This is a genomic window from Chryseobacterium sp. UNC8MFCol, from assembly GCF_000482305.1.
In the GTDB taxonomy this organism is placed as follows: domain Bacteria; phylum Bacteroidota; class Bacteroidia; order Flavobacteriales; family Weeksellaceae; genus Chryseobacterium; species Chryseobacterium indologenes.
Genome location: NZ_KI535290.1, coordinates 499,889 through 514,520, shown reverse-complemented (window position 1 = coordinate 514,520; position 14,632 = coordinate 499,889). Strand labels below are relative to the sequence as shown.

General features: G+C 36.7%; 16 protein-coding genes. 4 read left to right on the top strand and 12 right to left on the bottom strand.

The features are described 5' to 3' along the window. Position 1 precedes the first annotated feature (1 nt). On the bottom strand, positions 2–691 hold the full coding sequence (locus tag M030_RS0116700) for a hypothetical protein (RefSeq protein WP_027374544.1): 690 nt from the start codon (positions 689–691) through the stop codon (positions 2–4). A 252-nt stretch (positions 692–943) separates the two neighbouring features. On the opposite strand from M030_RS0116700, the gene M030_RS24365 reads away from it, so the two are divergent. Further along, positions 944–2,047, top strand: coding sequence for a heparan-alpha-glucosaminide N-acetyltransferase domain-containing protein (locus M030_RS24365; RefSeq protein WP_051585131.1), 1,104 nt, complete (start codon positions 944–946; stop codon positions 2,045–2,047). Positions 2,048–2,134: 87 nt separating this feature from the next. Here M030_RS24365 and M030_RS0116690 read toward each other — a convergent pair whose 3' ends face one another. The 3 genes from M030_RS0116690 to M030_RS0116680 form a co-directional block, all read right to left on the bottom strand. After that, complete coding sequence (locus M030_RS0116690) at positions 2,135–2,488, bottom strand: cupin domain-containing protein (RefSeq protein WP_027374543.1); 354 nt, start codon at positions 2,486–2,488, stop codon at positions 2,135–2,137. Positions 2,489–2,504: 16 nt separating this feature from the next. Further along, positions 2,505–2,930, bottom strand: coding sequence for a DoxX family protein (locus M030_RS0116685; RefSeq protein ID WP_027374542.1), 426 nt, complete (start codon positions 2,928–2,930; stop codon positions 2,505–2,507). A 151-nt stretch (positions 2,931–3,081) separates the two neighbouring features. Beyond that, positions 3,082–3,873: a helix-turn-helix domain-containing protein gene (locus M030_RS0116680; protein ID WP_027374541.1), complete on the bottom strand. Its 792-nt coding sequence runs from the start codon at positions 3,871–3,873 to the stop codon at positions 3,082–3,084. A gap of 110 nt (positions 3,874–3,983) precedes the next feature. On the opposite strand from M030_RS0116680, the gene M030_RS0116675 reads away from it, so the two are divergent. Then, entirely contained in the window at positions 3,984–4,499 is a 516-nt protein-coding gene (locus tag M030_RS0116675) for a thioredoxin family protein (RefSeq protein WP_027374540.1), read from the top strand. Positions 4,500–4,563: 64 nt separating this feature from the next. Here M030_RS0116675 and M030_RS24360 read toward each other — a convergent pair whose 3' ends face one another. From M030_RS24360 to M030_RS0116645, 6 genes are all read right to left on the bottom strand, one after another. Then, positions 4,564–6,033 carry a thiol-activated cytolysin family protein gene (locus M030_RS24360; protein ID WP_051585129.1) on the bottom strand — a complete coding sequence of 490 codons (1,470 nt, stop codon included), beginning with the start codon at positions 6,031–6,033 and terminating at the stop codon, positions 4,564–4,566. Between the two features lie 2 nt (positions 6,034–6,035). Further along, the gene (locus M030_RS0116665; protein WP_027374539.1) at positions 6,036–7,112 is read right to left on the bottom strand and encodes a thiol-activated cytolysin family protein; all 1,077 of its coding nucleotides are present in this window, start codon (positions 7,110–7,112) and stop codon (positions 6,036–6,038) included. 234 nt (positions 7,113–7,346) lie between these two features. Continuing rightward, positions 7,347–7,940 (bottom strand): hypothetical protein, encoded by a 594-nt coding sequence (locus tag M030_RS0116660; protein WP_027374538.1) that lies wholly within the window; start codon positions 7,938–7,940, stop codon positions 7,347–7,349. 88 nt (positions 7,941–8,028) lie between these two features. Then, positions 8,029–8,424, bottom strand: coding sequence for a hypothetical protein (locus tag M030_RS0116655; RefSeq protein WP_027374537.1), 396 nt, complete (start codon positions 8,422–8,424; stop codon positions 8,029–8,031). Between the two features lie 51 nt (positions 8,425–8,475). Continuing rightward, the gene (locus tag M030_RS25985) at positions 8,476–8,607 is read right to left on the bottom strand and encodes a hypothetical protein (RefSeq protein ID WP_262483297.1); all 132 of its coding nucleotides are present in this window, start codon (positions 8,605–8,607) and stop codon (positions 8,476–8,478) included. Between the two features lie 81 nt (positions 8,608–8,688). Beyond that, positions 8,689–9,045, bottom strand: a complete 357-nt coding sequence (locus M030_RS0116645) for a hypothetical protein (protein ID WP_027374536.1) — start codon at positions 9,043–9,045, stop codon at positions 8,689–8,691. A 570-nt stretch (positions 9,046–9,615) separates the two neighbouring features. Here M030_RS0116645 and M030_RS0116635 point away from each other — a divergent pair. Both M030_RS0116635 and M030_RS0116630 read left to right on the top strand, forming a co-directional pair. After that, entirely contained in the window at positions 9,616–10,629 is a 1,014-nt protein-coding gene (locus M030_RS0116635; RefSeq protein ID WP_027374535.1) for a nucleoid-associated protein, read from the top strand. A gap of 155 nt (positions 10,630–10,784) precedes the next feature. Next, positions 10,785–11,747 carry a hypothetical protein gene (locus M030_RS0116630; protein ID WP_034722753.1) on the top strand — a complete coding sequence of 321 codons (963 nt, stop codon included), beginning with the start codon at positions 10,785–10,787 and terminating at the stop codon, positions 11,745–11,747. Positions 11,748–11,942: 195 nt separating this feature from the next. Here M030_RS0116630 and M030_RS0116625 read toward each other — a convergent pair whose 3' ends face one another. Beyond that, positions 11,943–12,692 carry a succinate dehydrogenase/fumarate reductase iron-sulfur subunit gene (locus M030_RS0116625; protein WP_027374533.1) on the bottom strand — a complete coding sequence of 250 codons (750 nt, stop codon included), beginning with the start codon at positions 12,690–12,692 and terminating at the stop codon, positions 11,943–11,945. Between the two features lie 15 nt (positions 12,693–12,707). Further along, the gene (locus tag M030_RS0116620; RefSeq protein WP_027374532.1) at positions 12,708–14,624 is read right to left on the bottom strand and encodes a fumarate reductase/succinate dehydrogenase flavoprotein subunit; all 1,917 of its coding nucleotides are present in this window, start codon (positions 14,622–14,624) and stop codon (positions 12,708–12,710) included. Positions 14,625–14,632 lie beyond the last annotated feature (8 nt).

Sequence of the window (14,632 nt, the reverse complement as noted above, 5' to 3'; positions counted from 1 at the left end):
TTTATATACTTGTTCTGATTTCTTCTTTCCATTCAGTTGCTAAAGTTTCTACGTAATCTACAAAAGTAGGGACGGAATTAATGGTATAAAATGTATACTCAGGTTGATTTTTCAAAGGCTCAACATTTTCAAAAGCATGACCAGGAGCAAAAAGTAAAATTTTCTTTGTTTTTGGATCATATAATGTTAAATTGCCATTAACTTCTTCCGCAAAACTGATGAGGTTATTGTAGTCAATAGGTGATTTCTGATCCTGACCGCAGGTTTCTTCGTAATAATTCTCCCAACCTTCAATTCCTGTTGAACAGGCAGATCCGAGAAACAGGAAATTCTGATTATTGGTAAAAGCCCGGTCCGGCTGCTGATAAGATTCCTGAATACCGCCTATTTCATTTAACAATAACTGATGTTCTTCGATAAACGGTATGGGAGAAGAATCTTGTTCAATTTTATTTAACCAACCACAGCTCTCATTATCCTTATTAGTCCATGACAGGAGATAATAAGATTGGCCGTTAATCTTTAGGTCCAGTACTCTTGCATTATTGATGAGATTGGTAAGAACAGGAAATGTCTCTGTAAATTTTTCAGATAATGTAATTCCTTTTTCCATTTCTGAAAACTCCAAATGATCAGAGTCGCTGATTATCCATGGAATATTTTTTCTGAAAGCTTGTAAGTCTGCATTCATTCAACTAAGTGATTTAGGTAAGTTCAAAGATAGATGATTCAAAAGGAAAGAACAAGTGACTGGTGCTTCTTTCTGTGAGAGCTTTATTAATTTTTTATGAAAATATAATCGAAAAATCAATGATGTGTATTTTATCTGTATATTTGTTTTTATTTAGAATAAATAAAATTTCAAAATAATACATGAAAAAATGTTAAGAAAAATACCTCTGTACATATTATTTATCAATCTGTTTTTAAAAAACTAAACACTATGGAACAATACAATAAAAGAATACTTGCGTTGGACCTAATAAAGGGGATGAGCGTATTGGGAATGATTATTATACATACCTTGCTTATTTATGCCAATGTAAAATCACAATCGGAAACCACTATAGGAAGTTTTATTGTTTTCCTTGGACGAGGAACTTCTATCTTTCTGATTTGTATGGGAATTACCTTTATGACTTCAAGCCACCAAAGCCTCGGCAGTGCTTTAAAACGGGGAGTTTTACTTGTACTAGCCGGACTTTTTATGAACTTTATGAAGTTTATGATCCCTTTCATCTTTGGCTTTGCTCCTGATAATTTTATTCAGAAATACGGATGGAATGCCCCGATAGAACAACAATATGTGTATCTGGTGCAACTGGGTGATATTTTACAGCTGGCGGGAATGTCTTTGCTTTTTGTTGGTTTTATTAGAGAGTATGTTAAAAATAAGTATGTCATTCTGGTGATTGGTTTGCTGGTAGCACTCGTTTCAAGAGAGGTGAGCGGCATTAATGCAGATGTACCGGTGATCAATTATATTCTTGATCTTCTTTTTAGTACCGATTATCCTGCTTATGTTTATTTTCCTGTTTTCCCGTGGATGTCCTTTATTATTATTGGAATGTTCTTTGGAAAATGGTTTCAGGAACTGAAGTACGACAGCAAAAAATTATTTAAAAATATGTTGTATGCTGGACTTTTATTCATAGCTGTTGGGGCTCCATTGGTTTTTAAATATGGCAAATACAATTACAATGGTTTTTATCATATGGGGCCGGGAGGTGTTATTTATTTTGCCGGATGGACGTTAATTTTTCTATGGATTATCTTCAGAATCACCTTAAATGTCAAAAAAAACAGATTCATGCAGTTGTTACAATATTGCAGCAAAAATCTGACTTCCATGTATATAATCCAATGGATTCTGATATCCTGGGGAAAAGGAATATTCGGGTACAGACAGCACGAAATAGGTTATGTGATGGTACTTATTGTATTGTATATCGTTCTTACTTTTTCAGTTCAGATCAGTATTGACCTGATAAGAAAGAGAAAAACACTTGTTCTGTTACGGAGAACTTCCATGGAAGAAAGTGTATGATTTTAAATGTATATTCTGGGCATATAAGAAAGCCACTGTAAGAATGATTTACGGTGGCTTTTACTTTTTTCAGATAAAGTACTGTTGTCAGAGAATTTCAACTTCTTCAGGAATCATGAAGTATATAATACATCCGTTCTCTGATTTTACTGAATGCTTAAAACCCGGCGGGGTGTATAAAAAATCTCCTTTTTCAAGATGGGCACCTGCAATGAAAGCTTCACCCTCCAAGATAAAGAGTTCTTCTCCTGCCGGATGATTGTGATAAGGATAGCTTGCTCCCGGTTCAAATTTCAGAAGAATGTTGGTAGAACGGTTTTTCTCAGGATCAAATTTTAATGATTGTACGAAAATACCTTCATAATGAATTCCTTTTTCAATTAAAGGTTGCCATTCGTTTTGTGTTGTTTTTACGATGTAATCGTTGATGTTGGTATTCATGATAAATGATTTTTAGTTATTGTTTTTGAGGTAATATCTGGTCAATACTCCATTGATATTGAGAAAAAGTACTCAATAAAAATGCTCCGGCACTGAAAACAAAAACTGAATAATCCAGCGGTTCTTTACAGCCGAAAGAAATACTCATCGCCATGGCAAATAACAGACTAAGGACAGCGGCAAAAAGAGCTGTTTTTTTTACCTGATATCCTGCAAGAAGAAGAAGTCCGAAAGATAACTCCGCAATGGTTGACAGGATCGCCAAAAAAGGAGCAAATGAAGAGGGAAGGAAAGAATTGGTTTCAGCCGTGTATTGTACAAAACTTTTCCATCCGGATGATCGGGTTCCCCAAAGATTCAGCCTGCTGGCTACTGCCGATAAAAACCCCGTTGCTAATGCGATTCTTAATAAGAAAACGGCGATGTCTTGTCTGGTTTTCATACCTGTAATTTTTGTTTTCAATTATAGGGACAAAGTTCAGTGAAAAACAGGGCCTAAAGAATAGACAATTTCGGGAAAAGCATGTAAAATTTATTAGAGTGGAAAATTGAGAATTGAAAGTTGAAGATGGAAAGGATATGGATGTCTGAACTTAAGATCTTTTTAAGTTTTTTTGATAGTCTTTGGGGGATAATGAGGTATGCTTTTTAAAAAAGTTGGAAAAATAAAAGGGATCATTAAAGCCCAGTTGATACGCTATTTCTTTGATGGTCAGTTTTTCATAGAGCAATAGCCGTTTAGCTTCAGAAATGATGAGACTGTAAATGACGTTTTGGGCTGTTTTTTGGGTGTGAAGCTTTGATACTTCATTCAATTTCGCCTCAGTTGTATTTAATAAGTCTGAAAACTGAGCTACCGGATAATTATCTGAAAAATGTTGGCGTACCTTCTCCAGAAATTTTAAAAACAAGGCATCCGGTTTCCAGATTTCATCGCCGTTGGCAATTTTGCTGCGGTTGATTTCTACCAATAGTAATTCAATCATAGAATGAGTGGAAATCAGATATTGATAAGGTTTTTCCTCGATTTCTTTTTCAATCCTGTCAAGGGTTTCAGAGAAAAAGTAAGCATTCCGGATCGTGATTATTTCGTTCATTCCAAAATGACAGAAAAGTCCGTTGTGAAAGATAAGCTCAATATCGCTGTCGCTTTTACTGAAAAAATCAAGCGTAAATTCAAGAGCGATGACCTCTCCGTTTACAGTTATCAGCTGATGATATTGTCCCGAGGTAATCGTTACTGTCTGATGAGTTTTCAACGCAAAAATATGTTCATCAACAAGAATTTCTGCCGTTCCTCCTGAGCACCAGAATAGAGTATACTTAATAACCCTTCTCGGTTCAGAATGGCCTTCCTGATTATAATATTTTTTTATTTCAACCATTTTTTATGTTTGTATCAACTTTAATAATTAGATTGATGGATTATTTTTTTATCATATACTAAATTAAAGAAAATGTTTACATTCGTAGAGAATTAAAAAACAAAATGTAAATGAAATATTCTAAGATCGTGTTGGTTGCAGCTTTATTGTTTTTTCAATGGGGAATGGCTCAGGAAAAAGCAGATGTTGTAATCAATAATGCACTGACAGAGGCTAAAGCAGCTAAGAAAAATGTTTTGCTGGTATTCCATGCCTCATGGTGCAAATGGTGTAAAATGATGGAAAAAAATATGAACCTGCCGGAAACACAGCCTATTTTTGATAAAAGATTTGTTACCGCATACATCGATGTTCAGGAAAGAGGTGAAAAGAAAGCCCTTGAAAATCCAGGCGGGCAGGAACTGATGAATAAGTTCAAAGGTGAAAATGCAGGTCTCCCTTTCTGGCTGGTCTTAAATTCCAAAGGAGAGGTGTTGGCTGATTCTTTCAATGCTAAAGGTGAAAACCTGGGATCTCCCGCTACTCAGGATGAAGTATCTGATTTCATTGCCAAGCTGGGAAAAGCTTCTCCGCTGACAAAAGAAGAAAGCCAGAAGATTCAGAATGTTTTTATGAAGAAAAATTAATAAAATAAATTCCCCGGACGAAGTCCGGGGAATTTTGGTTAACTATAAAAATTACGATGATCTTTTAATTGATCACAATATAATTGTACTTATCGCTTGGAGCGATGGTGTATGCTACATCTTCCGTTTTGGTGATTATAAATTCACAAGGATGTTGCCCTCTTGGCTTACAGACTCCTTGCTGGCTTGATAAACGTTGATTGGGAATGGTCATATTGGTATTCAAACCTGCATTTTGCAATACAATAGGCTCTGTGGTAGTCGTGTAAGTAAAATGATCTCCGTTGCCGCTCACTCCATTCGTTGTTGTTTTATTAATGACAAAGCGGATGCTGGGGTGGGCAATGGTATTGGTCTGGCTTTTACTGGAATAAAAGTAGAGCTTGATGTCCGCATTTTTAATTCGTCCGCTGGTTACGATATTTTCTTTAACCAGTTTTACATAAACCGGTGGATTTTTAATATCAAATTTAAATGAAGTCTTTACCGGAGAATTATCATTTAAATAAGAATAGGTACAGAAAATAGGAACTCCCGGCTGGCTTTTTGAAAATGTGCCTTTGGAAACATGATTAACGAAAGCTTCATATCCTTTGAAAGACTGCGCTGCCGTAACGCCGCTGCCTCCGATCATATAAAGATTGAAATCAGCCCCGTTCAAAAAGTTTTTTTCCTCCTGAGTAAGATAGCTTTCTCCCTTTACAAATAACTTACTGAACGTTTCATTGATTGTCGTTCTGGCTGTTTCTGCCAGTTCATTCGTTTCAATGGCCAAAACTCCCATTCTTCCGTACGATATAGAACTTACATACACAGGTTCTACACCTCCGGTATCAAGGTTGGTATCATTAACCAGTGATCCGGATGGAATATCCATATCCAGCGTGAATGACGTCTGGTAAAACTTTACATAGAACCCCGTTCTCTTAGTGATCATCCCTTCTTCAATATTGGTAGAAGAAGAATTTTTTCCAAACAAAGATCTTGTATTAACATTAGACCCGAAAGCCACTTTAAGCTCATCATAAGAAGTAAATTGCTCAACACTGTAGCTTAATGTTCCGTTTTGGGTAAAGTCCGCAGACTGGATATAATCCTGGACCACCTGTCTGGTATTTGACAAAGAAGGTTTATCTATGGTAAATGCGGTTTTTTTATTCAATGCCGGAATTGACATGGAAACGGTAATTGGTTTTACAGAAGCTGTAATCGGTTTAAAATTCATGTCCTGTATAGAATTTCCTTTCAGCAGGGACCCTGGGAAAATATACATCTGCAAATGGGGCAATACGATAGATTCTGAAGATTCAAACTCGCGGGTCTCCGTAAATGTTTCAGGATCTCCTTTGCCCAGCATGCTTCTGTTCTTGCCCGATTGTAATACCGATGGATAAGTTCCGAACGAAGTAATATTGATTACCTGCTCAGGGGTACGGTTCAAAGGTTTTTCATTCCCTTGTTTATCCAGTTCATTAGCACAACTTGATAAGGCAACCATTGAAATGGCTGCCATCATATACATTAATTTTTTCATTATTATTTTTCTACAGTGAATGTTGTATAGTATACAGAATTGTCCCCTGCGTGTGCTGCTGTGAAGTTAATTGGAACTCCCGGAGCATTGGCGGTAAACTCACCTCCGTTAACAATAAAGTTGATGAATCCCTGGTATCCCTGTACTACCTCTACGGCATCAGATCCTACACCTCCCAGAATATATACTTTAAGGTCAGATTCCTCAAGGATTTTTTTACTCTGTACATCAATGCTGATCGATCCGTTAACCATCTTTGCATTTAATGCTGCTTTAAGAGCAAAAGCAGTTTCATTGTAAGAGTAGTCCGATTCAAGAGAAATAATTCCTAATCTTCCATAGGTGATTGAGTTGATGTATACCGGGTTTTTAGAAGCTGCCAGATTCAGATCGGATTCATTTTTGAAGATATTACCATTGTCAGGAATATCCATATCGATGGTAAAATTCTTCTGAGTGAATTTTGCAAAAATTCCGGTATTCTTTTTTACCTTATTATTACTGCCGCTGATATCAATACTGAAAATACTTCCAATATTTACATTCGCTCCAAATGCGATTTTAAGTTCGCTGTAATAGGAGAACTGCTTGATGTTGTAATCAAATGCCAATGACTGCTGGCCACTGAAATTTGCACTCTTCATCGCTTTAAACATGGATGATCTCATGCTTGAAAGCGAAGGTTTTTCAATAGTATCAACAATAAAATCTGAAGGAAACGAATACGATACGGTAATAGGTTTCGTCGGATATGAGATGGGTGTATAGGTAAGGTTATCCAGCGTAGTAGAGTTATAAACACCACCAATAAATGTTTTGTTAGGTGACGTTACAACCATCTGGTCGCTGTTTAAGGTCACAGTAGTTGTTTTTTGAGTATTGGCAATTTTTTTACCTCCTACGGAAACCTCGTCATAATTCAGGTATTTTGAAGGAAGACTTACTACTGGGTTGATTCCTTTAAAGGATTTTGAAGTTTCAGCAGTTGGCTGAGCTTCTTCATTAATGTCGTTCTGACACGAAATTGACGTAATACCGGCAAGAGCCAATAATGTCATTGGTAAAATTAGTTTCTTCATGGTTAAAGTTTGAGCCCCAAAAATATATTTTTTACACGAATAAGGGAAATAATATTGTATTAATTCTTTGTTAAGCCTTATTAATATTGATTTTTTAAAATGTAACTCACTGGTTTTAATGAATGTAATTCCCTTTATGATGATATTAATCATGTTTGGAAATAAAAAACTCCCCGGAAATTTTTCCAGGGAGTTTTTATGGGGTTGCCATCCGAAATGTCAAGAATGGAAGACCTACTGCAATGAAAATGTATACTCAATATTAGTCCATAAAATCTGATCTTCTGATTTTGTCATATCAGCAGGGTTGGTAAAGACAGTTCCAAATATATTCTGGAATTCGGTGGTTCCAAAAAGAGAATTTTTATGGATCAACAGTCCCTCAGAATCATTTCTTGGCACTTTTTTAATATATCTGAAAGTTCTTTTTAAAGTAAAGGATGCATTGTTTTTATCAAAGTCACCTATATAATCTGGCTTGGCATTGTTGTTATGAATCAGAACAGAGTCATTGGATAACGTAAAAGGATAAGTGGTATTTTCAGAAGTTCCTGAGATCAGGGTGATGGAGTGGCTTTTCATATTCAGCTCTATCTGCTTCCAGGCCGGTTCTTTATAAAATTCCCAATACGTATTGAGGTAAGATTCCTCAGGTGTCGATTTTTTACCTGTTGATCCTTGATACAAAACAGTATCTTTTACCCGGTAATACTTAAATTGGAAATGATAAACATCCTTGTCTATAGGTTTAGGATCATCAATCGTATTGTCATTATTTCCACATGAAAAGAAAGCCATACAGGCCATGGAATAGAGAAGGTGTTTCATCGATATTAATTTTTTGTAAAGATATACCTAATCACAGTAAAATCAAAAAGACGAAATGCCCATTTCGTCTTTTTGATTCTATATCATATTATTTTTTAAAATATATCCTGTCCTGCTTCTGCTGCTCATTATAAATAATCTGGAAGCTTACAGGCATGTATTGATAAAGGATTTTCCAATGCTGGATTTTTGCATGTTTTTTAAAGCTTTCGAATGATCTTACAAAGAGATTTTCGATCATGCTTCTTACATACGAATTCCCATTCCTGTAGATGCAGTCCATCAGTTTGATGTGATGCGCAATAATGCTGATCTTAGATTCCTGAAGGAGATTCTTTAGATAATTAACCGTTGCCTGCATGATCCCGGCAAAATTATCCTGAGCGGATAACTGTATGATTTCTTTGCGAAGTGGCGGATAGAAAAATTTTAAGTATTCAACAGCTGTTTTTTGATTAATTGTTTGCATTTGTACTTTCATCATAATTAAGAATTTTTCAAACACTTATTATTGCAGCGAAATGTATACCAAAATTTAAAGGCAGGCTGCAAAAATAAATACGGCTGCAATCACTGCGATATGAGTGAACAGTATTTCGGAATTATGTCTGTTTGTCGTGGTTTTCCAGGTTTTCCAGTCTGAAATTCTTCTGATTTTATTTTTCATAATCTATTGATTGTGAGTTATTTTAATTTTTGTTTAATTTAAACACTTTGTAATGAAAGGGACGAAAAATGTAATAAAGCGCTATATACCGTGATTGTAAATTTGTCTGGAATATACCTTCTGAAGATTGACAGAAATATGACTAAAGATCACTTTTCTGTATTCTTCGCTGCAAAAAGCGGTACAATTGTCCAGAGAATAAATAAATGTAGTCTCAATAGCATTTTTTAATACCGTATCTCCGTCAGTATAGATTTTGTCCATTTTCTGTAAACTTCTGAACAGCAGATTTCTGTCATTTTGGCGGATCATATTTTTTATGCGCTCTGTAAATGTCCGGATAATGCTGTAGGAGTTTTGAATTTTAATTTCTTTTACTTCATTTTCAAAGTCAGGAACCACATCAGTGATTTCCTGTACGGCTTGTAAATAATTCATAAGATGATATATTAAAAGTGATTCTGTTCAAGTATTTTCATAAATGCTCCGAAGATGAAAACGATCAAAAAAGCAAAAAATAGCATGTGATAAGGCTTCAACCACGAAGGTGTTTTAGGACCTCTGCTTTTTAATCTTCTTAACTTGTCTATTCTGTTTAATGTTTTTAAGTCCATTTTTTCTATGTTTTCAAACTATGATGCCAAGACTATTCCGTTGAAAATGATTTTAATGCAATTATTTGATTTCTAATGTTTTGCGTGTTTTTGTGTTCATGTTTTAGAATAAAAAAGCATTTCAAAATGAGAAGGTTTTTATCAAATTGGAAAAAAATATCAGGATCCGCTATAAAACTTAGTAAGAATGGTAACACTTACATTTTGAATATCCCTGAATGTTATCCTGGTTGGTCTTTTTTAAAGCAAAGCTTTGAAGTTATCAAGTGAACTAAAGTGTTTTCGGAACAGATTTTCTGTTCTTTTTCTGTTCAAAACTCCGTAGATCAACCTTGTTTTTAAGTTTCGCATAAAGATTAGAATGAATATCTTTGCAGTCCAAATATTCAGAAAGATGTTTTCAAAAATAATAGTACACAGAGTCGGAAATAAGATCAACGGAGATTCCCTAACGCTTTCCCAGGAGGAATTGAAGCTTGAGGAAGGAATGGCAGAATTGCTTGAAGATTACTTTTTAGGATCTTTCAAATCGGAAGAAACTTTTCATTTTTACAGTGATACGTATCTGGTAAACAATCCGGTTTACAGTGCGGTTTCTGAAATTTTTGATGATAAATCCAAATTTATATGGGAATCTGAAAATATTGCAAAGCACCTTTTCGAAGCAGCAGAGAACCCTAGAGTTCAGAGTGGTGAGCTTTTCATTGTTCTTTTTGAAGATGATAGTGACCGCCCGGACAGAGTGGATAAAATCGGGATCTTTAAAACCGAGAAAAGAGAATCTTTCCTGAAAATTAATCCGGGGGAAGAAACATTTGATATTGAAAAAGACCAGGGAATCGGTTTATCTAAAATTGATAAAGCAGCCTTAATATATAATAATGATAAAGATACGGGCTACGTACTTTCTGTGGTTGACAACAACAAAAACGGAGATATGTACTACTGGTTCGAAGACTTCCTGAAAGTGAAACAACGTGACGACGAATATTTCCATACCCAGGAAGCGTTAATGGTGTATAAAGATTATATCACGAAACAGTTACCACAGGAATTTGAAGTCTCTAAAGCTGATCAGGCAGATTTCCTTAATAAATCCATCAATTTCTTCAAGGAAAAAGAAGAGTTTAAATTGGATGATTTCGCTAATGAAGTGTTGGGTGATGAGCATGTTATTGAGAGCTTTGTCAACTTTAAAACTGATTACGAGCAGGATATGCAGGTTAATATTGCGGAAGAATTTCCAATCAGTGAGGCAGCGGTGAAAAAGACACAGAGGCATTTTAAAAGTATCATTAAACTTGATAAAAATTTCCACATCTATATTCACGGAGACAGACAGAAAATCGAAACCGGCGAAGATGATAAAGGAAAATACTACAGACTTTATTTTGACAAAGAAGTATAAGTAGAAAAGCGTTATTGAAGATGAGAAATAACGGCTGGAAGCTGGAAGAAAGAAGCTGGGAGTACCTTCTGGCTTCAGGACTGTAGATTTTTCGTAGCGCAACTCAGATTAAGTAATAATATCATAACTTTATTGCTGATTACAAAACAACAGCTATGAAGTTCATGATCATTTTCTGGGGAGCTTTCCTCTTCTTTTTCTGCGTTCCTTTTCCGATATTCATTTATATGATGACGGAGGAACTTACAACAGAACCGAGAAATTCATTAGCGATCAGCTATGGATACCTCGGTTTTTCTTTGTTAATCTGGGGGTACATTATTGTTTTCTTTGTGAACAACCTTTTTGTTAAAACATTTCAACAGAGAAGCACCATTTATTCCATTCTCAGAAACGGAATTCCAAGAGAAGCTGCTGTTACACGTTACCAGCTCATAAAATATTTCCCCGAATCCAATATGAATGCCATTCAGATTGTACTATCTTTTCCTAACCTCAGAAATACAGTCATTGAGCATGAAATGACGTTCCACGACTCCAAGCCACAGGAAAAAAGATTTGATGTCGGAAAGAAAGTAAAAGTCCTGCTGAATCCAAATATTTCACAAGAGCCATACTTTATCTTAAGCGACCAGAAAGTGGCTATCAATGCATCAGGAATCATTTTGCGAGGAATATTCGTGGGATTGTTGATTGCTTATATTGTGGGATTATACTATTATTTCTACATGAGGGACTCTTTTGATTTCGGCTGGCAGTTCCTCACCTTTATGCATCCCATTATTTTCAGTGGAGTGATGACCCTTATTTATGTTTTGGTTTTTCAGTTGATTGTCGGGAAGTTTTTTAAAAATAAAAAGGATGAAAAAATCCTGTTTTCGGGAAGAAATGCAAAAGCGGATATCATCAGTGTAAGCCAGACAGGCTTAACCGTTAATGACCAGCCTGAAATTATGATCCAGGTAGGTTTCAAAGATTTCAGAGGAACCGAACATATTGCCGTATATAAAAAGATTGTCACCCTTTTGAATCTTTCGTCAGTTCCTAAACATGGCAATATAGAGATTCTGTATGATGAGAATGATCCTAAAAAAATTATGATCCCGAAGATTTTTTAGAGATCCAAATATCAGTACCTGATAAAACAAATAAGAGGACGGCTTAAAAAATTAAACGAAATTCATCATTGTATGTACTGAGCTTATTTAAATTGTATAAAACCACATAGGTACATAGACCTCCCTTTATAACAGGAATTAAAAAACTATGTGTCTATGTGGTTTGTTTTTATGTTTAACAGTCTTTACATTAAACTATTTCTTTTTAAAGAATAATGCTCTGTTATATTCAAAATTCATTCTGGCAATATTGAGTACCGAAATTCCTTGCGGACATTCCACTTCACAGGCTTCCGTATTTGAACAGTGCCCGAATAATTCTGTATCCATCCGGGTAACCATATCTACAACGCGTTTGCTTCTTTCTTCTTTACCCTGAGGAAGAAGTGCCATATGCGTAATCTTTGCTGAGGTAAATAAAGCCGCACTTCCGTTTTTACAGGTCGCAACGCAGGCGCCACATCCGATACATGCCGCAGAATCAAAAGCTTCCTCTGCCGTTTGGTGGGTAACCGGAATGGCCGTGGCATCCGGCGCCTGCCCGGTGTTGATAGAGACGAAACCTCCTGAAGAAATGATTCTGTCAAAAGCAGAACGGTCTACCTTTAAATCTTTTTTAACCGGAAAAGCTTCTGCACGGAAAGGTTCTATTAAAATGGTTTCCCCATCTTTAAACGATCTTAGGTGAAGCTGACAGGTTGTGGTATGTTTTAACGGACCATGAGCGATACCATTAATCATCATTCCGCATTGTCCACAAATTCCTTCACGGCAATCGTGGTCAAATTCTACCGGTTCATCGCCTTCAGTAATCAGTTTTTCATTTAAAGTATCCAGCATTTCGAGGAAAGACATGTGGGAATTCAATCCTTTCAGGTCATAATCGACCAGTTTTCCTTCACTTTTTCTGTCTTTCTGTCTCCATATCTTAAGGTGTAAATCCATAATTTCTGTTTTTTGTTATTTGTAACTTCTTACCGTTGGCTGTATTTCTTCGAAAATCAGAGGTTCCCGGTTCAGTTCCGGCTCGCTGTTTTCACCTGTCCACCCCCATGCAGAAATAAATTGATATTCCGCATCATTTCTAAGGGCTTCACCGTCCGGTGTTTGAAATTCTTCCCGGAAGTGAGCACCACAGGACTCATTACGGGTTAAAGCATCGTAGCACATCAGCTCTCCGATTTCAAAATAGTCGGCAACGCGGCCTGCTTTTTCAAGTTCGGAATTCATGTTGTCTCCTTGTCCGGAAACCCTTACATCGTTGTAAAATTCCTGTTTTAATTTTCTGATTTCCTGAATGGCAAATTGTAATCCTTTTTCGTTTCTTGCCAGTCCGCAGTAATCATAAAGAAGCTTTCCCAATGTTTTGTGGAAATGATCAACGGTTTTTGTTCCTTTGATATTGATTAATTCCTGAATCTGTTTTTTAACGGCATTTTCAGCGTGTTCAAATTCCGGGGCGTCCGGTGAAATTTTACCTGTGTGGATTTCATCCGCCAGATAATTCGCAATCGTATAGGGAGCAATAAAATATCCGTCTACAGAGGCTTGCAGAAGAGAGTTGGCACCCAGTCTATTGGCCCCGTGATCTGCAAAATTGGCTTCTCCCAATGCAAATAACCCTGGAATAGTCGTCATCAGTTCATAATCTACCCAAAGCCCACCCATTGAAAAGTGAGCGGAAGGCGAGATCATCATAGGTTCTTTATACGCATCATATCCCGTAATTTTAAGATACATATCGAATAAATTTCCGTATTTCTCTTTGATCTTTTCTTTTCCCTGCTCTTTGATTGCTTTTGAAAAGTCAAGATATACCGCATTTTTTAAGGGTCCGATTCCGAAACCTGCATCAATCCTTTCTTTGGCAGCGCGGGAAGAAATATCTCTTGGTGCCAGATTTCCAAAAGCCGGATACCTTCTTTCCAGGTAATAATCCCTTTCATTTTCAGGAATATCATTGGGTAGTCTGTTTTCTTCTTTTTTCAGAGGAACCCAGATTCTTCCGTCATTACGCAATGATTCGGACATCAATGTCAATTTCGATTGATAATCTCCGGACTGAGGAAGCGAAGTAGGGTGTACCTGAATCCAGCTTGGTGAGGCCATCAAAGCTCCTTTTTTATGAGCTCTCCAAATTGCAGATCCGTTACATCCCATAGCTAAAGTAGAAAGGTAATAGATTTTTCCATATCCTCCTGTTGCCAGGATGACGGCGTGGGCCGCATGTCTTTCAATTTCCCCGGTATCTAGATTTCTTACAATAATTCCTCTGGCTTTCCCTTCAATAACAACCAGATCCAGCATTTCATGTCTTGAAAAAAGCTGTACAGAACCTTTTCCGACCTGTCTCATTAGCGCCTGATAGGCTCCCAAAAGCAATTGCTGCCCGGTTTGCCCTCTTGCGTAAAATGTCCGGCTCACCTGTACACCCCCGAATGAACGGTTGTTGAGGTAACCTCCGTACTCACGTCCGAAAGGAACTCCCTGAGCAACAGATTGATCGATAAGGTTTAAAGAACACTCAGCCATGCGATATACATTGGCTTCGCGTGCTCTGAAATCTCCGCCTTTTAGCGTATCTACAAACATTCTGTAAACACTGTCCCCATCGTTTTTGTAATTTTTAGCTGCATTTACTCCACCCTGAGCGGCTACAGAATGCGCTCTTCTGGGACTGTCCTGAAAACAGAAGGATTTGATATTATATCCCATCTCGCCCAATGAAGCGGCAATTGAGCTTCCTGCCAGCCCCGTTCCTACAACAATAACATCCAGTTTTTTACGATTCGCAGGATTAACGAGCTTGGCTTTCTTTTTATAGTTGTCCCATTTTTGCTCCAATGGGCCTTGTGGTATTTTTGAATCTAAAATCATGATGAGGT